This window comes from Acinetobacter sp. FDAARGOS_559 (assembly GCF_003940475.1).
Classification (GTDB): Bacteria; Pseudomonadota; Gammaproteobacteria; order Pseudomonadales; family Moraxellaceae; genus Acinetobacter; species Acinetobacter baumannii.
Map to the genome: position 1 here is coordinate 3,474,096 of NZ_RKJG01000005.1, position 20,078 is coordinate 3,494,173.

Here is a 20,078-nt window from a genome sequence, read left to right on the forward strand (position 1 = left end):
TATCTTTTAGCAGCTAAATTAAGAAGAAATTAAGGAGAGCGTAAAATCGTTCTAAAACCCACATGGGTAGCGGCTAAATCAAAATCTTGGGGATAGCGGCTACTATTACGATAACGTGAGCAGTAATTTTCAGCACATAAAAACGATCCACCTTTAATCACATATTGAGTACTGCTCATTTCTTGTTGTCTTAAAGCAGAATAATTACCCATGTGCTGGTCATGCGCACCTTGATAAGGAGATGATGTCCACTCCCAAACATTTCCAATCATATCGAATAGTTTAAAACCGTTAGGTTTAAAACATCCGACAGGAGCAATACCAGTAAAATGATCTTGGTTCAGATTTTCAAAAGGAAATGCACCTTGCCAGTAATTCGCTTGTGGATGCTGGTGCTCATCGGTAGGTGCTTGATGTAAAGGAGTATCAGTTGGTGAGTTTGCTTTAGCGGCATATTCCCATTCAAGTTCTGTGGGTAAATCACGTCCTAGCCAAACTGCATAATGTTCAGCATCATTTTTAGTTACGTAGCGTACAGGTTCATGAGGATTAGGAAGAGCTCCATTTTTACCGTTTGGTGTTTTCCATGTATATCCTGTCTTAAGTTGCCACCATTGCTGAGGATGATGTGGGTCTGGAGAAAAAACAGCAGCTTGTTTTTGTTTTTCAGCATCGGTGATATAACCAGTTGCCTTCACAAAACTCGCGAACTGAGCAACAGTGACTTCAGTTTGATCAATCCAGAAACCTTTAACTTCCCGTTGTTTTTTTCCAAAGTTAAGTTCATCTGGATAAGCTTTTTCAGAACCAAAATTAAAATGCCCATCTGGAATGAATACCATGCCTGCGGTTGTATTTTTAAGCCAGTCTGTAGGAAGTCCTGTATAGCTCTTACACTGTTCGATGGAACCCAAAGCAGCCGATTGAATGGCATGCTTTGGTAAAACCGTTTTAGCGTCAGCGTTATGTTCAGACTTGCTACAACCTGTGATGAACAACAGGCCGATTGTAGTACTTAAAACCAATTTCAATTTCATTTGGCGTTATATTCCTGTACGCCATTTTGTTCAGTGTATTTTTGATAAACCGCTAATAGCTCTTGAACTTTTGCAGGGTAAAGCTGCGCAACATTATGATTTTCTCCACGATCAGTGGCAATGTTATAGAGCTCCCAAGAACCTGTTCCTAATTCAGGGCGACCTTGAAGTGCAATTTTCCATTCGCCTTGTTTTGCATATTTACTACCATGCAATTCATCGGCAAAACTGAAATTGGCAGGGCGTATCGTTTGTGATTTATTTTCAAGTACAGACTTCCAAGAATAACCGCTTGGCGTATTAATGGTTCGGCCTTTATATTGCCCTTGAGGTACTGGAATATGAGCATAATCTAATAACGTTGGGAAAACGTCGAGTACCGATGCAAAACTATGATTGGTTTCTTCAGCTTTCTTTTGGTTTGGTAATTTCACAATAGCAGGAGCGGTAGTTGCACCTTCACCAGCTGTATCTTTCCATAAGTGGAAAGGGGCTGCACTGACCTCGGCCCAACGTGGTCCAATATAATGGTAAGAAGTAGGGGTACCTACATTTGCTACAGAATTATCAAAACCTGATTCACTGCCATAGCTTCCGCGAACAAAACCTTCTGCGCCATTGTCAGAAACAAAGAAAATTAAAGTGTTGTCATAAAGGTTATTTTGTTTGAGATATTGAATAATTCGGCCTACATTGGCATCAAGATTTTCTACCATGCCTGCGTAGATTTCCATTTTGCGTGCTTCAAGCGCTTTTTGTTCAGCTGTTAACTCATTCCACTTGCCATATTTTTGTGGTGCATTTTGAGATGCAATTGGTTCTGCAGCCTCAAAGTTTACTGGAATAATTCCAAGCTGTTTTTGGCGTGCAATACGAGCGTTACGGATAGCATCGTAACCAACGTTATAAACGCCACGATATTTTTCACGGTATTCTGCTGGCGCTTGTATAGGCCAGTGGGGTGCTGTATAGGCTGCATAGGCAAAAAATGGTTTGCCACTATTTTTGCCTGACTCTAAGTAGCTCAGCAATTTGTCGGTAAAATAGTTTGTCGAGAAGAAGTCATCAGGCAATGCTGAAACAGGAATAATTTGTCCATCTTCGGTATACGTCGAGTTCCGTTTAAAGGCACTTGGGGCTTGTTTAAAGTGATGGTCTAGACCTTGTAATAAGGTAAATGAATGATCAAAACCTTTGGCATGCGCATTGGTTTCAGGTGTTAATCCCAAATGCCATTTACCGCTAATATAAGTTCGATAACCATTATCTTTGAGCACCTGAGCAATCGATAGTGAGCGTTCATTTAAATAGCCTTCGTAGCCAGGCTGTCCTTTTAAATGATCAGGGGTAAGCTCTGCCATAGCACCTATGCCTGCCAAGTGATGATCAGTACCAGAAATGAGTTGTGAACGAGTAGGCGAGCATGTAGGTGCAGTGTGATAGTCAGTTAAAATTCGACCTTCTTGCGCTAAACTATCAATGTTTGGGGTATGAATTTCACCACCAAAAGCTCCTAAATCTGAATAGCCTAAGTCATCGGCCATAATGAATAAAATATTCGGCTGCTTTGGTGTACTTACCGCAGTTTCTTGTGAATCATTATCGTTACATCCAGCTAAAGATAAGCTAAATAAAGCAATGGAAAGACTAGATAGAAGAGCTTTGTACTTCATTGTATCATCTGAATTATTAAAAGAATTGTGCTTGAGTTTAATCAGATGGTTTTTGCAATCAAAACAAGGAATTGATCAAAGAAAATCAGAAAAATATCTGAGAATTTATCTTGATAAATAAATGAGAAAAAAAGAAAAGCCCATATTGGGCTTTTCTCAAAAATATGCATTTAAAAAGGTAGGCGAGTAAGTTGATCTAAGAAATGAGGAATCACTCTTGGCTCAATCAAAATCGTTACAATTACGCCGTAAGCCGCACCCCATAAATGGGCACTATGATTAATATGCGTATTGCCACGTTTACCTGCCCAAATACTATAAGCAACATAGAGAACTGCAAAAATAATAGCTGGCACAGGGATGAAAAATACAAAAATCAGCTTCCACGGCTGAAATAGAATATAGGCAAACAGAACAGCAGATACGGCTCCTGAAGCACCTAGACTTGCCCAGTTTGCATCATTTTTATGTTGTAGGTAGCTTGGCAAGATCGCAAAAATTAATCCGCCTAAATAGAACAGCACAAAACCCATGTCATAAAAATATTGGCGATAAAAACTTTCGATGATGCTGCCAAAGAAAAACAGGGTAATCATATTAAAGAGCAAATGAGTACCATCTGCATGGATAAAACCATGAGTAATGAATCGATCAAATTGTCCACGTTGCATTGCAGGCGGCCAGAAGATCAGACGGTTCATGACATTTTGATTGCTAAAAGCAAGTAAAGACACAATGACCGTAATAATAATAAGAGTAATGGTGTGATTAAACGGCAAATGCAACATAAGAAATATTTAAAAATGATCAATACTGATGGCAATAATGCCATTAAAAACACAACTTGAAACCCTGTTGTGTATAAATCCGACAAATTTAGTTGATTTTTTTTAAATCCACCTCATCTTCGGTTAATATAAAGGCATCAGCTTGAGGAATATTGTTATGTCGACTGAGAACACCAACACTGCTGTTGCAGAAGAAATTCCGAACCTTTTGATTACACCATCTGCACAAGAGTATTTGCACGAATTATTGGCGAAGCAAAATACTCCGGGAATTGGCGTTCGAATTTTTGTTGAACATCCGGGTACACCACGTGCAGAGTGCTGTATGGCATATAGTGCACCAGAAGAAGTGGTGCCGACAGATTATAAACAGGACTATCCTGATTTCCCTGCATATATTGATGCGCCGTCTATCCCTTATCTTTTAGACGCTGTTATTGACTACAACAAAGATCGTTTTGGTGGTCAGTTAACTTTCCGTGCACCAAACTCTAAAGTGCCGCGCGTAGGGCCAGATGCATCAATTGAAGAGCGTATTACCTATGTACTTCAAGCAGAAATTAACCCGGGTCTTGCAGGACACGGCGGTAACTGTAGCTTAGTTGAAGTGCAAGATGACCCTGAACACGGGCTTACTGCTGTATTGAAATTTGGTGGCGGTTGCCAAGGTTGTTCAGCAATTGATGTGACTTTAAAACAAGGTGTTGAAACAACTTTGAAAGAACACATTCCTGAACTACAACGTGTGGTTGACCAAACAGACCATACACAAGCAGAAGGTGCTTATTTCAAATAATTAAATTATTTGAAAAGTGAAATAAAAAAGCCTCGGAATGAGGTTTTTTTATTATTCAATATAAATAATGATAATTATTATCAATATCATTTGTAATTTTATTTATATTTGTTACAATGCGAAACTGAAAATGAGAGATGTTTAATAAATCAATATATTGGGAATACTTATGTCGAAGCGTATTATCCAGTCAGTGCTTTCTGTTTCAGTACTGGCAAGTATGATGTCTATGGCTTTTGCTGCACAAAATGAGCAAGAACAAGCTGAACAAACATTAGAAAAGCCTGCTGAACCTGTGAAATTGGAAACAATTTTCGTAACAGCTGAAGAGCAAGTGAAGCAATCGCTCGGTGTATCGGTTATTACCAAAGAAGATTTAGAAAAACTACCAGTTCGTAATGATATTTCTGACTATGTACGTCGTATGCCAGGTGTCAACCTGACAGGCAATAGTGCTACAGGGCAGCGTGGCAATAATAGACAAATTGATATTCGCGGAATGGGTCCTGAAAACACGCTTATTTTAGTGGACGGTAAACCAATTAACTCTCGTAATTCAGTCCGTTATGGCTGGAAAGGAGAGCGTGATACACGAGGCGACTCAAACTGGGTACCAGCAGAAGCCATCGAGTCGATCGAAGTTTTACGCGGACCAGCAGCTGCTCGATATGGTTCTGGTGCGGCAGGTGGTGTGGTTAACATCATTACTAAAAAAGTGACTAATGAAACTCATGGTTCAGTAGAATTTTATACTTCACAGCCTGAAGACTCCAAAGAAGGTTCATCAAATCGTGTTGGTTTTAACGTAAGTGGGCCACTAATTAAGGACGTTTTATCTTATCGTTTATATGGTAATTATAATAAAACAGAAGCTGACGATGTTGATATTAATAAATCAATTGGTAGTACCGCAGCTGGCCGTGAAGGTGTTAAAAATAAAGATATTTCAGGCCGTTTAGCTTGGCAGGCAACAGACCAGCAAATTGTCTTGCTCGATATTTCTTCTAGCAAACAAGGTAATATTTATTCTGGTGACTCTCAGTTAAATGCAAATGCTGAAGCGGATGCGATTCTTTCGCAGCTCATTGGTAAAGAAACCAATACCATGTATCGTGATAGCTATGCATTAACGCACGAAGGTGATTGGTCTTGGGGTAAGAGTAAGTTAGTTGCTCAATATGATAAGACCCATAACAAACGTCTACCTGAAGGCTTGGCGGGAAGTGTAGAAGGAAAAATTAATAATCTTGATGATAAAGCCACTTCGCGTTTAGAAACTCTTCGCTTTAACGGCGAGGCTAATATTCCTTTTGAATACTATTTACCCCAAGTATTAACTGTAGGTACCGAATGGGTTGAAGACAGATTTAAAGATAATGTCTCGACAACTCAAGGTAAAGACAGCAGTGGTTCAGGTTATGGCGATCAATTGGCGAAAGGTGATCGTAGTAAAATGGAGTCACGTATTGCTTCTGCATATATTGAAGATAACCTGAAAGTTACAGACAGCACAGATGTTGTATTAGGTTTACGTTTTGATGACCATAGTAAATCTGGTTCTAATTGGAGCCCAAGCTTAAATATTACTCAAAAACTCAATGATTATTTCACTTTAAAAGGTGGGGTAGCAAAAGCTTATAAAGCACCAAATATGTATCAAAATGCCGAAGGGTATTTATTAAGTACAAATGGCAATGGCTGCCCTGCTAATATTGAGTCGCGTTGTTTATTACAAGGTAATGGTGATTTAAAACCTGAAACATCGGTAAACAAAGAGCTCGGTATTCAGTTCCAAAAAGATATCGTGAATGCGAGCTTAACTTGGTTCCGTAATGATTATAAAGATAAGATTGTTGCGGGTACTCATGTTGTCGGAACAGTTGATGGCTCAAGTACAAATGCAAATACAGGAGCTGTGACCAATACGAAGTGGAATATTTTGCGTTGGGAAAATACGCCTAAAGCTCTAATTCAAGGTTTTGAGGGAAGTTTGGGGTTAGACTTCGGTGATATCCGCTGGACTAATAACTTTACCTACATGATGGACTCGAAAGACAAGCAAACTGGGAATCCATTATCTTTAGTTCCAATCTATACAATTAACTCAATTTTTGATTATGACATTACTGATCAATTGGATGTAAATTTTGTATTTACTCAATATGGTCGTCAAAAATCACGTCAATTTGCAGAGAATAGACTTGAATCCGGTATAGGTTCAGGAGGTGCGAATTCTGCGCTTAAGCCAAGTACGGTAAAAAGTTATAGTACCGCTGGTATTAATGTTGGTTATAAGTTTTCAGACCAAATTAGTACGCGTGTTGGTGTGAGTAATCTGTTTGATAAACAAATTTTAAGAGACAGTAATTCTATTAGCCAAACTTATAATGAGCCAGGTCGAGCTTATTACGCATCTTTAAAATATTCTTTCTAATCAATAAAATAACAAAGGCGCTTTAAGCGTCTTTGTTATTTAAAATCTCTAATGCTTTTTCTGAATAATAAAACTTCTCTAAGTATACACGGGCACGACGTCTTAAATGTCCTGTTGTGACTAATTGTTGTAGTACGGGTGCAAGCAATTCGGTGAGTTCATGCTTCACTAAATTTTCGTCTATATTAAGATCACGGAGCAACAAATCAAAATTACGTTCCTGATTACGTACATACCAAGTATAGATACCATCATCTACTTGCTGTTTTAGATAATCAGTTTGACGAATGTGGTCCCAGATTTCATGTCCTAGGCCAACGGTTTTTGTTAAATCTTGAACTTCTATATAGTTTTTTAAAACAGAAAGTGGTGAGGTTTTAACTTTATGCCAAACATTTGCCTGAAAATGGTAGAGCTTATCATTGTCAAAATGTTGGTTTAAAACACGCTCACTCATCTGGCTGAGTTTTAAAATATTCTTTTGCAAGTAATGGTTAATGGTATTGTCAAGATTAGAGTCGGTTACTGTTTCTAATACAGATTTGCCCATCTTCATAAAACGACCTACACCGGGTACGCGTTTTGACATAGATTCATCTAAATAATCATGCATTGTTTGCTGAATCAATTGAGTCAACAGTGCTGAAAAGGCAGGGTTATTCACAATTGTTTTAATGAGTTTTTTACGGTGCTCTTCTTTACTTGCTACGTATTGTGCAATTCGATCAATGGTTAAAACAGGAATAACATCTTCAACAGTTGTTGTGTCATTTGCAGGATGAATCAGTGCAAAGCGGATATGCTCAGCAATCTGTTCAATAAGAAAATCCGAAGCGGGTGTGTCTAAAATCTGCTTTTGAATGAGCTGTTGAACCTGTTCAAACGTCCAAAGGTGCTGTAATTGTCGACTCCCCAACCAATGATAAAACTGCTCAAACTCTTGTTGGATCACCTGAGTCTGAGCAAATTGCTCATCTAAAAAATCTAGATGAGCTTCAATAAGTTTTTCAATCATGGGTTGGGTAGACATAAGGTCTCACAAGTCGGAAGTTTTATTTAAGGTGTTGTCGTTTTTGACGACTGGTTTGTTTCTACTTTCAGTAAAAACGGTACGTATTGTTGGATAACTAACTGTTCAGCTTCCAAAATTGGCATATGACCTACGTTTTCTAAGATAACTGGAGGCTGGGCATTTTTTAAAAGCCGTTTTAGCTCGTTTGCTACTTCTACATTAATAATTTTATCCTGTTTACCCCATAAAATGAGTGTAGGGGCGTCAATCGTTTTAGTAAGTACGGCAAATGAATCTGGGGTATAGACTTTATTGAGTGCAATCAATTGATCAACCAGTTTCTGTGTTTGAGGTGCTTGATTAATCATCAGTTTTTCTTGAGCTTGCAGGAACTCTTTAGGAATAAACGGAGGATTAAACATGGTTTGTTTTAATAAATAATTAAAATCACCTTTTTTAGAGACTAAAAGTTGTTTTAGATAGGTTGGATCTTTTAGATAAATTGTGTTGGCAGAACGGAAAATACCACCGCTATCGACTAAAAATAGACTTTTAGTTTCAAATGGATATTGTCCAGCATAGAGTAGGGCAATAGATCCGCCGAGTGAGTGCCCAGCAATATGAATTGGGCCTTTTAAATTGGCGGCTTCAACAAAGCGACGTAATTTTTCAGCTAAGTTGGGAACCGAATAATCAAAGTCGTGCGAGACGATAGTTTCGCCACTGCCCGGTAAGTCAGGAATAATAACGTGATAATTTGTCGTTAGATAATGGGCAACTCGGTTCCAGTTATCTCGACTGCCCGCTAGGCCATGAATGAGTAGTAAAGTTGGCTTTGTGCTAGAGCCACCTTCACTATATGACCAAGTGATATCACCCACCTTTAGGCTTTTGCTTTGCAGTCCTGCCCAGTTACGTTCTTGCTGTAATATTGTTTGAAAGCTGACATCAATATTATCGGCTGCCTGCGCTTGAGAAATGCTCATGACTGACAATAAGCTACAAGCCAAAGTCAGTGCAGTAGCAGTTTTTTTCATAGAGGCTTTAATTGGGGCGGACAGCCTTGTCATAGATTTCATCCTTGATGCTTAAGCGAGTTTGAAAAATTATTGAAAAACTTTGCCAATGAGTCATTTGCCAAACGTTTGGAATCAAGAAAATTATAGTCAATCTATAAACTAAAGTATGTCTATTTTTTCACTAAACAGTAGGTAATTGTGCGGTGATCTTCCTTATAAAACTAATTAAAGTTTTAAAAAATTTTCCTGAAAAAGGATTTATTTTTTGTCAGTGACATTCAAATTTTGACACATTAAAATGATTTCTAACCTTGAAAAAACAATGGAAATATAAAATGCCTACTGCGCAAGAAGTTTTAGATCGTTTGAAAGCAGGTAATCAACGATTTGTAAATGGAAATACTTCCCTTGCAAAAACCTTATCACATCATGAACGCGCTGAAATGGCAAAGGATCAAAATCCATTTGCAATTGTATTAGGCTGTTCAGATTCTCGTGTACCAGCAGAAATGGTATTCGATCAAGGTCTTGGTGACTTATTCGTAATCCGTGTTGCTGGTAATGTTGTTGCACCTTCACAAGTTGGTAGTGTTGAGTTCGCGGCAGAACGTTATGACTGTCCGGTTGTAGTTGTATTAGGACACAGTCATTGCGGCGCGATTCAAGCGACAATTGATACCTTGATGAACCCTGAGCACCCGCCATCTTCTAACTTAATGTCGATTGTGAACCGTGTTCGTCCATCAGTTGAGATTTTAATGCAGACTGATTTAAAAAATGACTTGAAAAAACTCTCATGTCATGCGGTGCGTTCAAACGTATTTGCTTCGGTAAACCAATTACGTCATGGTTCGGCTGTATTAGAAAATCTAATTGCAAAAGGTGAACTGATTGTCGTTGGTGCTGAATATTCGCTAGAAACTGGTGAAGTTACTTTCTTTGATTTCTGATCATAATAAAAATATTTAAAACTAAAAGGTGCCTATAGGGCACCTTTTATGTATGGGTAAGCTAAATTCAGTAATTTTGATTGTGCTTGGGCATTTGGATGAATCAAGTCATTTTGCATTAGTTGCTTTTGCCCAGCGACGCCATCAAGAAAAAAGGGTAGCAATTTCACCTGATATTTTTGACTTACAGTTTTGTAGTTATTTTCGAATGCTTTGCTATAAGCCGTGCCATAATTGGGCGGAATCTTCATACCAAAAAGAATAACCTTAGCTTTTTGCTTCTGGCTTAATTGAATGAGCTGAGACAGATTTTTTTGAATCATTTGTGGTGGTTGTCCACGTAAGCCATCATTCCCGCCTAATTCAATAACAACTACCTCGGGTTTATAAGTTTGTAAAAGTTTTGGTAATCGTGCCAAAGCGCCACTAGTGGTTTCCCCACTCACACTTGCATTGACCACTTTATGTTGTTTGGGATACTGTTGGTCTAAACGTTTTTGTAGTAATTGTACCCAACCTTGTTTAGGGTCTATTCCATAACCGGCACTGATACTATCTCCTAAAATTAAAATAGTTTTTGCCGAGACGAACATGGGCAACATGCTCAATGAGATGAGCAAGAGACTTTTAGAACCAAACAAATAAGATTTATACATTTGTGTTTCGACCCGAATACTCAATATATAGGACTGTTCACATCATGCCACAACCTATCATTGCTGCCCATCAAGTTACACAAACTATTCAGATTAACCAAAATCAATTTACGATTTTAAAAAATATTGATTTAGAGATTTATGAAGGGGAGCAGGTAGCAATTACAGGACGTTCTGGTTCAGGAAAATCAACTTTACTGGGTATTTTAGCGACTTTAGACCAACCCTCTGAAGGTGAGGTGTGGTTATGTGGTCAGGCGGTTCATGAGTTAACAGAAGAGCAACGTGCCCAAATCAGAATGCACCATATTGGTTTTGTATTTCAGTCTTTCCAGCTTTTGCCACAGTTAAATGCCCTTGAAAATGTGATGTTACCGCTTCGGTTACGTAAAGACTTTGATTATAAAACAGCTGAACAAAAAGCCTTAGATTGGCTGCATCGGGTAGGATTAAGCCGTCAAGCTGAACAAACACCTAAGGTCTTATCTGGCGGCGAGCAACAACGTGTGGCAATTGCTCGGGCTCTCATTGCCGAGCCACAAATTATTTTTGCCGATGAACCCACCGGAAACCTTGATGGCCAAACCGCACAAGAAATTGAAACCCTTCTTTTTGATTTAAATCGAGAGCTTGGTACCACCCTTATTTTGGTCACACATGATCGTAATTTGGCAGCACTTTGCCAACGACATGTGGAGTTAGATGATGGCCGACTAAAGACGGTACAGGGTGGTTAAACTATGCGTAATCTTCTCAAACCACTTTTGTTACAAAGCTTTCGTACCGGGGGCTTATATTTACTTATTATTGCGCTCTCACTTGCGATCAGTGCAACCACCGCTCTTAAGTTTAGTAATGACCAAGTTAAAAATGCGGTAAGTCTACAAGCAGCGCAAATGTTAGCAGCAGATTTGGTTCTGTCGAATAATGAACCTATAGACGCAAAATGGCAAAAAAGGGCAGATCAGCTTGGCTTAAAGCAGACTAATGTGACCATGTTTAGTTCAATGGCACATACTCAAGATCAGTTTGTCATGGTCAATGTAAAAGCAATAGAACCTGCATTCCCATTAAGAGGAAAGCTTGAGATTGAACCTATAGCGCGTGGTATCCAACCAGGTGAAGTATGGTTGAGTCAAAGGGCAGCCGATTTACTTAAAGTTAAACTAGGCGATATGGTATCTATTGCAGATGCGGCATTTCGCTTTAGTGGCGTGATTGTGCGAGATTCAAATCAAGAACTTGGTTTTTCTGGTTTTTCGCCTACTGTCATTATTCATCAAGCAGATATTGTTAAAACCCATGCAATTCAAACTGGCAGTAGAATCGATTATCGACTGTTAATGTCTGGTCAGCCTGAACATGTTCAGTCATTTTCAAGGCAATTTAAGCAACAACATCAACCTGCAAATGAACAGGAAGAAACCATAGGGTTACGTTTACGCGATGCCAGTGAATCAAATAGCAGATTATTACGTCCGTTAGAAAACCTAGATACCTTTTTGCAATTGGCCAATATTTTAACGATTTTATTGTGTGGTATCGCCATTGCTTTAACGAGTCAAAGATATGTTCAGCAAAACCAAGATCACATTGCTTTAATACGTTGTTTAGGTGCGAGTAAGTTTCAAATTTTATGGGCCTATATTGGGCTACTTTGTGTAGTCAGTGCAATTTCGATTGTGATCGGTAGTCTCTTAGGAATAATGATGGGCTATGGCTTGCTTGAGCTCATGCTACAACTGATTCCACAACTAGAGTTAAGTTTCTCTGTGGTTGGTTTTTTACTTGGTCCCTTACCAATTGCCATTTTTACCAGTGTAATTGTGCTACTTGGATTCATTTTGCCAAGCATTTGGGAGTTGTTAAATACTCCTCCCATCCGTGTTATTCGCGAGCAAGCCAAATCTCGAAAATCGTTATTCTTTATGTTCTTTGCTGGTATTACCAGTCTTGTTATTTTTAGCTTAGTTTTAAGTGAAAATTTAATGCTCAGTATTTGGGTGCTAACAGCGATTATTCTGCTTTGCATTTTACTTTACACCGTTGTCTGGCTATTGCTTCGTGCTTTAAAAAAGATGAAAACCCGTTTGTCTTTTTATATTCGTTCAGCATCGCAAAGTGCCTTACAAATTACAGCACTGGCTTTGGGTTTAAGCCTCATTACCGTGTTAAGTGTATTAAGAACAGATTTATTAGAGCGTTGGCAACAGCAATTACCAGAGGGAACACCAAACCAGTTTGTTTATGGCCTACCACCATTTGATTTAAAAGCTTTTGAGCAACAGTTAAAGCAAAATGGTTGGCAAAGTACACCGTTATATCCAAACATTCGTGGGCGGTTACTCGCAAAGAATGATGTACCTTTTTCAGAAGAAGCTATAAAGCAAAATAACGCTTTACGCCGCGAATTAAATTTAACTCAGTCGAGTGCTTTACCAAATGACAATGTCATTACAAAAGGTCAAGCGGAATTTAATGCAGTAGGCCAAGTTTCAGTTGAGAGTAAAACAGCAGAAAGTTTAGGAATCCAGATTGGTGACAGGCTTACTTTTAGTCTGCCAGAAGGTACCTTGCAAGCTAAAGTTATAAATTTTCGGAGCGTTGAGTGGGAAAGCTTTAGTCCTAATTTTTTCTTTATTTTTTCGCCTAAAACTTTAGATGAAAATGCTGGTAGTTACTTGGGTAGTTTTTATGTGCCTAAGCAAGATCAACCTAAAATGATCCATATGATTCAGCAATTCTCAAATACGGTTTTTATTGATGTTGATCGAATTTTAGATGAAGTAAAACGCTTAATGAACGTTCTAGTCAAAATCGTGACTGTGCTTGCAGCTTTAGTTGGCTTTTCTGGAATACTTGTTTTAATTGCTTGTTTAAATCTATTAATGGATGAACGCCGTCGGGAAGTGGCTTTGTTGCGTTCATTTGGTCTCTCTAAAAATAAAATGAAGCAGATGCTCAGTCTGGAAATTGGTTTTTTAGGTTTGTTAGCAGGCATTGTTGCCTGCTGTTTTGCCGAGGTAATTAGCGCTATTGCAAGTTATAAAATGAATATGGCTTTACAGTGGCATATTGAAATATGGTTGATTTTACCATTTGCCATGATGTTGCTTTGCGCTCTGATTGGCCGATATCGACTCGGTTATCTGTGTAATTTACCGCCACTACAAAGTTTACGTGAGCTGAACCAGATTTAAGTTAGGGGAGTATTTCTGGGTTCTGAATTAAAACCTCATGCCAAAGTGGAAGTAATGGTGAGTTAAGCTGATTACAGTAAACATAGAAGCCGACAGTCATGAAAAGTCCTCCCACTAACCCTAAGAATTTTAGGAGGCTTTTAAATTGAGTGCGGTAGCTTAAATACCAAATGAATGCGAGTAAGGCACCCATAATCATACCGCCGACATGTGCAGCATTATTAATACCTGTTGCGACAAAACCGAAAATAAGGTTAATCGCCATAATCATTAATAATGCTTTTTTATCAAGTATATAAGCTTGATGAGGCAGCGGCGGAAATAAAGAAAGAACAGTTAATGCTGCACCTAATCCCATCACAGCGCCCGAAGCACCAGCACTGACATGGGGAAGTAAGCTCTGATCAAAATGTTGTAATAATTCATGCCCATTTTGAATATTAATATAACTACTCAAAAGGCTACCAAACAAGCCTGCAAGTAAATACAGACCAATAAAGTATAAACGTCCAAATAAAGCTTCAGCGACATTACCAAAAATATATAAAGCCCACATGTTGAGCATAAGGTGAATAATACCAAAGTGAAAAAACATGCTGGTAAATAAACGTTCTGGCTGTCCAGAGAAAGTAAGTGGTGTAAAATCTGCTCCCCAGCGAAGTGCATCTTTTATAGCTGGGTCACTTATGTCCACCCCAGATACAATTTGCCAGATGAACAAACCTACATTAATCGAGATCAGTAGGGCGGTCAGCCACCAAGCTTGTACATTGAGTTTACGATTAATGTGCGGAGGCTGATATTGAGTCATGCTATGCTTTTGTTATATATGAACATGCTTTACAGCTTAACATGAAAAAAGTTGAATACAGGAGATCAGGACGAACATGAAAGCCTTTATTGTTCGCGTGTTGTTAATTTTTATTGGGGCAATTCTCCTTATTCAGCTTTGGATCTTCTCAAGTTTGGTTTGGTGGCGTACGCATGAAGTTGATACCACCATGTTTATGCGAATTGATTATTGGTCAGATCCATCTGAGCCGATTGTTCATGAATGGCTTGACTATGATGATATTAGTGACAATTTCAAACATGCAATTTTAGCAGGGGAGGACGCAAAATTTATTCATCATCATGGTTTTGACTGGGATGGTATTCGTTTTGCGCTAGAGCGTAACAATGAGCAAGGAGAGGTCGTTGCTGGTGGTTCTACCGTATCTCAACAACTTGCAAAGAACTTGTTCTTATATAATAAGCGTTCATTTATTCGTAAAGGTCAAGAAACTGTAGCGACATGGATGATGGAGCGTATGTGGTCGAAACGTCGAATTCTTGAGGTGTATATGAACTCTGTTGAATTTGGCAAAAATTTATATGGCGTTGAAGCAGCGGCCCAATATTATTACGGCAAAAGTGCCAAAAGCTTAACGCGTGAACAAGCTGCTTTTTTAGCCGCGTTATTGCCTGATCCGAAATATTATCAAGATCATCGCAATGATCGTAAACTACAATATCGAAAACGCGTTATTTTACGTTATATGAATAGCACCCAAATTCCTGAATAACACTGTTTTAAAGATGTGTTATTTTTTTAGTTTTTATCAAATTGACATAATTTTGCAGCATACTATTTTGCAGAGATTTTGGTTGGAAAGAGATTAGGTTAGACATGAATACAGCGATTACAGCAACGACCCCAACAGAATATAGTTATAATGACCGTTATATTAATCGTGAATTGTCTATTCTTGACTTTCATTTGCGCGTATTGGAACAGGCCGTCGACCCTTTACATCCATTACTGGAACGAATGAATTTCTTACTCATTTTTTCGCGTAATTTAGATGAGTTTTTTGAAATTCGTGTGGCAGGTGTTATGGAGCAATTCGCTCTAGGCAATGAAAGTCGAAGCCCGGACGGTTTAACACCAAGACAAGTCTTACAAAAAATCTCTGAAACTGCTCATGCTGCAATTGAGCGCCAATATCGTATTTTAAACGAAGAAATTTTACCTAAGTTACGTGAAGAAGATATTTGCTTTTTACGTCGTGGTGAATTAACACCAGCTCAATCAGCTTGGGTAAAAAAATATTTTCAGGAACAGGTTGCGCCTGTTTTAACTCCAATCAGTTTAGATCCAGCCCATCCATTCCCGCGTTTAGTCAATAAAAGTCTGAACTTTATTGTGACTTTAGAAGGTAAAGATGCGTTCGGGCGACAAATTGATTTGGCTGTTGTACCAGCCCCACGTTCATTGCCACGTGTTGTACGATTACCAGATGAGTTAACGGGTGGTAAAGAACATCACGTCATGTTGTCTGCAATTATTCATGAACATGTTTCAGACTTGTTCCCGGGCATGACTGCAACTGGCTGCTATCAATTCCGTGTAACTCGTAATGCCGATTTGGCACTTAACGAAGACGTTGAAGATTTGGCAAAAGCGTTAAAAGGTGAGTTAAGTTCACGCCGATTTGGTCGTGCAGTACGCTTAGAAGTAACCCAAAATTGTCCACAGCATATTTATGAATATCTACTTGAAGAGTTCGACTTAAACGAAGAACAATTATATAAAGTTGATGGTCCTGTAAACTTGGCTCGTCTGGTTTCGAACTTTAAACGCCCTCATTTGCGTTACGATTCACACACGCCAGTCGTACCAAAAGTATTTAAAAAGACCGAGAGTATTTTCTCGGCTATGCAAAAGCAGGATATCTTACTTCATCACCCATTTGAGTCTTTTGCACCTGTTATTCAGTTACTCCGTGAAGCAGCACGTGATCCGCAAGTACTCGCAATTAAACAGACACTTTATCGTAGTGGTGCAGACTCGGAAATTGTTCAAGTTTTAGCAGAAGCCGCGCGTAATGGTAAAGAAGTGACGGCGGTAATTGAATTACGTGCCCGTTTCGATGAAGAGTCGAATATCGAAGTGGCTAACGTTTTACAAGAAGCAGGAGCAGTCGTTGTTTACGGTATTGTGGGTTATAAAACCCATGCCAAAATGATTATGGTAGTACGCCGTGAAAACAACAAACTGGTGCGTTATGTTCATTTAGGAACGGGTAACTACCATGCTATGAATGCTCGCATTTATACCGATTACGGCCTAATGACCACCGATAAAGACTTGTGTGAAGACGTACACCGTATTTTCCAAGAGCTTACGGGTATGGGTAAAATGGCAAAACTGAAAAAGTTACTCCATGCACCTTTTACTCTGCATGCTCAGCTCATCAACTTTATTGATGAAGAAATTGCCAATGCAAAGGCTGGTCGTAAAGCCCAAATTATTGTCAAGGTAAATGCTTTAACTGAAGTTCAGCTTATTAATAAATTGTATGAAGCTTCTCAAGCAGGGGTGCAGGTAGATCTCATTATTCGTTCGATTTGCTGTTTACGTCCGGGATTACCAAATTTATCGGAAAACATTCGGGTACGTTCAGTTGTAGGTCGTTTCCTTGAACATACTCGAGTTTATTACTTTAGTAATAATGGCGATGCTCGTATTTACTGTTCAAGTGCGGACTGGATGGATCGTAACTTATTTAATCGTGTTGAAGCATGCTTCCCAATTGAAGATCCTGCTTTGAAAAAACGTATTTATCAGCAAGGACTCCTTAATTATTTACAAGATAATCAGCAAGCTTGGTTATTACAGGGCGATGGTACATGGGTACGTGCCCAGCCTGCCGCAGGCGAAAAATTACATAATGCTCAAAGAGAATTATTAGAAACTTTTAAATAAAAAATTATTTTTAAAAAAGCCGATATCATGTCGGCTTTTTAATTAACTGAATTTCATAATAATTTAATTAATTTTTCTAAATGGTTGTAGGATAAACGGCAATAATTTGAATTAAGGCAATATGTTTGAAAAATATGTGATTCTTTACATAAAACATTGAATTTTAAAAATATACAAATCACAAGAAATCTACTTTAATACGCCGCATTAAATATACTTAACTTTGGTAAGTGAATAATATGCAAGGCTTTATTAAAAGTTTATTTATTAGAATATTTTTGGGGTTAATGCCAGTGACTGCTTATGCGGATCAGAAGTGCTATGGAGATATTATTGTATTTCAGAAATTTGATGATCAAATGATATATCCTTATTTTATACATCCTTCTAGAGAGAAAAATAAGAAGAATGAAATACAAAATAAGACAATCGTGATTCAGAAAAGAAAACTTACTCAAGAGGAATTGTTAGCACAAAAGAAAATTGACGATAATCAGTTAAAAAAAATTGAAGAAAAGAAAAATATTGAGAAGAAAAAGCAACTTGATGCAGCGGTCGCGAAAGAAATTTTAGAAAACGGTGAAAAAAAATGGATGGTGCAAGTTGCTTTGGTATCTAATCAAAATAAAGCAAATATGATTCAGTCCCAATTACAGGCTAAAGGGTATAAAGTTGTTACCAGCCCAACTACCAAAGGAATACGGGTCATGGTCGACCCTGCCAATGACTACGCAATTGCACAAATTATTCGAGAAAAAATAATTGCAGATGATAGCTTGGATTTGAGATCGGCTTGGGTATTTAAATGGGCTTCTCTAACAGCACAGTAAAATAAAAAGGAGTCTGAAGACTCCTTTTTTTATTCATGTAAGTTTGTGGTAATTTTCTGCATGATTTGTAGAAGAACATCAAACTCACTTTGCAACGGCGTACTTTTACGGGTAACAAGTGCTAAAGTACGGCTAGGTGCGTCTTCAATTGGTTTTGCAGTAATCTGATCATTAAATTTGATCATACTATTTTCAATTGCGATTTCTGGTAAAAGAGTAAAGCCTAAATCGGAAGAAACCATCTCAACCAATGTTGGTAGAGAACTTGCTTTTAAGCGGTTATCGTTTTTACGTTCACCAATTGGACAGGCACTTAATACGTGATCACGTAAACAGTGGCCTTCTTCAAGCAAAATAAGACGTGATAAATCGAGATCATCAAGAGAATTTGCTTGAAGTGCATTTGTATCTTGTTTACTACAAACAAGATATAAATTTTCTTTTGAAATTTCAGCTACTTTTAAACTTCTTGTGTCAAAAGGTAGGGCAAGGACAATCATGTCCAAATTACCATGTTCTAGGCGCTCTACAATTTTCTCACTTTGAGCTTCATGTAAATGCAATTGAATCTTCGGTAATTGTTGATGCACTTCATCAAGTAACCGTGTCAGGATAAAAGGTGCAATTGTTGGAATAACACCCAAATGAAGATCACCTGTTAATGGTTCACTCATTTCACGGCTTAAACGCATTAAATCCTGAGCATCTGCTAGCAATACACGGGCTCGAGCAACAACTTGCTCACCTAATGGCGTTAAACGCACATTCTGACGGTCACGCTCAACCAGAACGCCACCTAGTAGCCTTTCCAGCTCCATAATGCCGCCCGATAAAGTCGATTGGGTAACAAAAGAGCGACGTGCTGCTTCAGTAAAATGCAAAGTTTCCGACAACGTAACTAAATATGATAGCTGTCTTAGTGAGGGTAATGCAGCCATAGTGTCCTAGTATGATGATTTAAAATGATGCGCAAATAAACCGCTAAGCTGTGGAATAAAATGGGCAGGGATATCATGCCCCATTCCATCAATTAATTCAAACTTAGCACCGGAAATTGCTTTTGCTACGGCCTTACCGTGACTCGGTGGAAGTAAGCGGTCACGAGAGCCATGCAAGACTAAAGTGGGTTGCTTAATTTCACGGTCCAGTTGCAGTAAGGAACCTGTACATAATATTGCTAAAAACTGTTGAAGTACACCAGCAGGATAGTAGCTACGTTGATAAAGTTTTCTTGCAGTTTGAACGGCTTCAATATGGTTAATATAACCAGGAGAACCAATCAATTGGAATAATTTTAAACTGTGATTCACAATTCCTTCTTCATCATGTGATTCTGGCTTGCCAATCAAGCTTAAAAGTTGCTTAGGGAACGGTGGCGGTAAAAACGGTTGATTATTACTGGTAAACATCAAACCTAATTTTTCTACTTTTTCCGGATATTTTGCAGCGAGAATCTGGGCAATCATGCCACCCATTGAGGCACCAATCACATGTGCTCTGCTTACTCCTAAACGGTCGAGAAGCATAGAAACGTCATCTGCCATATCATAGAGCGTATAAGGTGCACCCTGATTTCTTAGCCCTAAAGCAAAACGTCCCATCAATTTCATGGTATTTAAACGTTTACCTTGATGGCGGACTTTTGAAGAAAGGCCAATATCACGGTTATCAAAACGAATAACACGAAAACCTTGATCAATGAGTGATTTGCAGAAAAAGTCCGGCCAAAATAGCATTTGGGCACCTAAACCCATAATCAGCAAAATAGTCGGATGTTCTGATTTTCCACCTACTTCTACATGTAGCTCGATACCATTGCCTAAATTGACTTTGGTTTCCTGCATAAATGGAGTGTACGGTGAAATACTAAATTGTAAGGCGCTATTCATGTTATTCATTCCTTGAGGGAATACTCAAGATCATGAGCATTCCCAA

At 38.5% G+C, this 20,078-nt stretch carries 18 protein-coding genes; 8 read left to right on the plus strand and 10 right to left on the minus strand.

Features of this window, described 5'->3' with window-relative positions:
- Positions 1–29 precede the first annotated feature (29 nt).
- The 3 genes from EGS71_RS18205 to EGS71_RS18215 form a co-directional block, all read right to left on the minus strand.
- Entirely contained in the window at positions 30–1,037 is a 1,008-nt protein-coding gene (locus tag EGS71_RS18205) for a formylglycine-generating enzyme family protein (RefSeq protein ID WP_000769049.1), read from the minus strand.
- Complete coding sequence (locus EGS71_RS18210) at positions 1,034–2,710, minus strand: arylsulfatase (RefSeq protein WP_000875364.1); 1,677 nt, start codon at positions 2,708–2,710, stop codon at positions 1,034–1,036. The genes EGS71_RS18205 and EGS71_RS18210 overlap by 4 nt, the downstream gene beginning before the upstream one ends.
- A gap of 170 nt (positions 2,711–2,880) precedes the next feature.
- Complete coding sequence (locus tag EGS71_RS18215) at positions 2,881–3,498, minus strand: rhomboid family intramembrane serine protease (RefSeq protein WP_000902942.1); 618 nt, start codon at positions 3,496–3,498, stop codon at positions 2,881–2,883.
- Positions 3,499–3,655: 157 nt separating this feature from the next.
- Here EGS71_RS18215 and nfuA point away from each other — a divergent pair, with 157 nt between their 5' ends.
- Positions 3,656–4,294: a Fe-S biogenesis protein NfuA gene (gene nfuA / locus EGS71_RS18220; protein WP_000102721.1), complete on the plus strand. Its 639-nt coding sequence runs from the start codon at positions 3,656–3,658 to the stop codon at positions 4,292–4,294.
- A gap of 169 nt (positions 4,295–4,463) precedes the next feature.
- Positions 4,464–6,728: a TonB-dependent siderophore receptor gene (locus tag EGS71_RS18225; protein WP_000044157.1), complete on the plus strand. Its 2,265-nt coding sequence runs from the start codon at positions 4,464–4,466 to the stop codon at positions 6,726–6,728.
- 22 nt (positions 6,729–6,750) lie between these two features.
- Here the strand turns inward: EGS71_RS18225 and EGS71_RS18230 are convergent, their stop codons facing one another.
- Together EGS71_RS18230 and EGS71_RS18235 are read right to left on the minus strand one after the other, a co-directional pair.
- Complete coding sequence (locus tag EGS71_RS18230; protein WP_002011190.1) at positions 6,751–7,758, minus strand: hypothetical protein; 1,008 nt, start codon at positions 7,756–7,758, stop codon at positions 6,751–6,753.
- A gap of 26 nt (positions 7,759–7,784) precedes the next feature.
- Positions 7,785–8,810, minus strand: a complete 1,026-nt coding sequence (locus tag EGS71_RS18235) for an alpha/beta fold hydrolase (protein WP_000197530.1) — start codon at positions 8,808–8,810, stop codon at positions 7,785–7,787.
- A 284-nt stretch (positions 8,811–9,094) separates the two neighbouring features.
- On the opposite strand from EGS71_RS18235, the gene EGS71_RS18240 reads away from it, so the two are divergent.
- The gene (locus EGS71_RS18240; RefSeq protein ID WP_001141695.1) at positions 9,095–9,709 is read left to right on the plus strand and encodes a carbonic anhydrase; all 615 of its coding nucleotides are present in this window, start codon (positions 9,095–9,097) and stop codon (positions 9,707–9,709) included.
- Between the two features lie 32 nt (positions 9,710–9,741).
- On the opposite strand, the gene EGS71_RS18245 is transcribed toward EGS71_RS18240, so the two are convergent.
- Positions 9,742–10,365: an arylesterase gene (locus tag EGS71_RS18245; RefSeq protein WP_002036590.1), complete on the minus strand. Its 624-nt coding sequence runs from the start codon at positions 10,363–10,365 to the stop codon at positions 9,742–9,744.
- A 44-nt stretch (positions 10,366–10,409) separates the two neighbouring features.
- On the opposite strand from EGS71_RS18245, the gene EGS71_RS18250 reads away from it, so the two are divergent.
- Positions 10,410–11,102, plus strand: a complete 693-nt coding sequence (locus tag EGS71_RS18250; RefSeq protein ID WP_001136100.1) for an ABC transporter ATP-binding protein — start codon at positions 10,410–10,412, stop codon at positions 11,100–11,102.
- Between the two features lie 3 nt (positions 11,103–11,105).
- Positions 11,106–13,565, plus strand: coding sequence for an ABC transporter permease (locus EGS71_RS18255; RefSeq protein ID WP_001245160.1), 2,460 nt, complete (start codon positions 11,106–11,108; stop codon positions 13,563–13,565).
- Between the two features lies 1 nt (position 13,566).
- Here EGS71_RS18255 and EGS71_RS18260 read toward each other — a convergent pair whose 3' ends face one another.
- The gene (locus tag EGS71_RS18260) at positions 13,567–14,376 is read right to left on the minus strand and encodes a rhomboid family intramembrane serine protease (RefSeq protein WP_000195955.1); all 810 of its coding nucleotides are present in this window, start codon (positions 14,374–14,376) and stop codon (positions 13,567–13,569) included.
- Between the two features lie 76 nt (positions 14,377–14,452).
- Here EGS71_RS18260 and mtgA point away from each other — a divergent pair, with 76 nt between their 5' ends.
- Together mtgA and ppk1 are read left to right on the plus strand one after the other, a co-directional pair.
- A complete protein-coding gene (gene mtgA / locus EGS71_RS18265; protein WP_000642938.1) occupies positions 14,453–15,130 on the plus strand; it encodes a monofunctional biosynthetic peptidoglycan transglycosylase in 678 nt (225 codons plus the stop codon).
- Positions 15,131–15,234: 104 nt separating this feature from the next.
- Complete coding sequence (gene ppk1 / locus EGS71_RS18270; RefSeq protein WP_001090303.1) at positions 15,235–17,313, plus strand: polyphosphate kinase 1; 2,079 nt, start codon at positions 15,235–15,237, stop codon at positions 17,311–17,313.
- A 53-nt stretch (positions 17,314–17,366) separates the two neighbouring features.
- Here the strand turns inward: ppk1 and EGS71_RS18275 are convergent, their stop codons facing one another.
- Positions 17,367–17,495: a hypothetical protein gene (locus EGS71_RS18275; RefSeq protein ID WP_085940550.1), complete on the minus strand. Its 129-nt coding sequence runs from the start codon at positions 17,493–17,495 to the stop codon at positions 17,367–17,369.
- Between the two features lie 57 nt (positions 17,496–17,552).
- On the opposite strand from EGS71_RS18275, the gene EGS71_RS18280 reads away from it, so the two are divergent.
- A complete protein-coding gene (locus EGS71_RS18280; protein ID WP_001161240.1) occupies positions 17,553–18,143 on the plus strand; it encodes an SPOR domain-containing protein in 591 nt (196 codons plus the stop codon).
- Between the two features lie 29 nt (positions 18,144–18,172).
- Here the strand turns inward: EGS71_RS18280 and oxyR are convergent, their stop codons facing one another.
- Together oxyR and estB are read right to left on the minus strand one after the other, a co-directional pair.
- Positions 18,173–19,081 carry a LysR family transcriptional regulator OxyR gene (gene oxyR, locus EGS71_RS18285; protein ID WP_000729506.1) on the minus strand — a complete coding sequence of 303 codons (909 nt, stop codon included), beginning with the start codon at positions 19,079–19,081 and terminating at the stop codon, positions 18,173–18,175.
- 6 nt (positions 19,082–19,087) lie between these two features.
- The gene (gene estB / locus EGS71_RS18290) at positions 19,088–20,032 is read right to left on the minus strand and encodes an esterase EstB (protein WP_001083353.1); all 945 of its coding nucleotides are present in this window, start codon (positions 20,030–20,032) and stop codon (positions 19,088–19,090) included.
- Positions 20,033–20,078 lie beyond the last annotated feature (46 nt).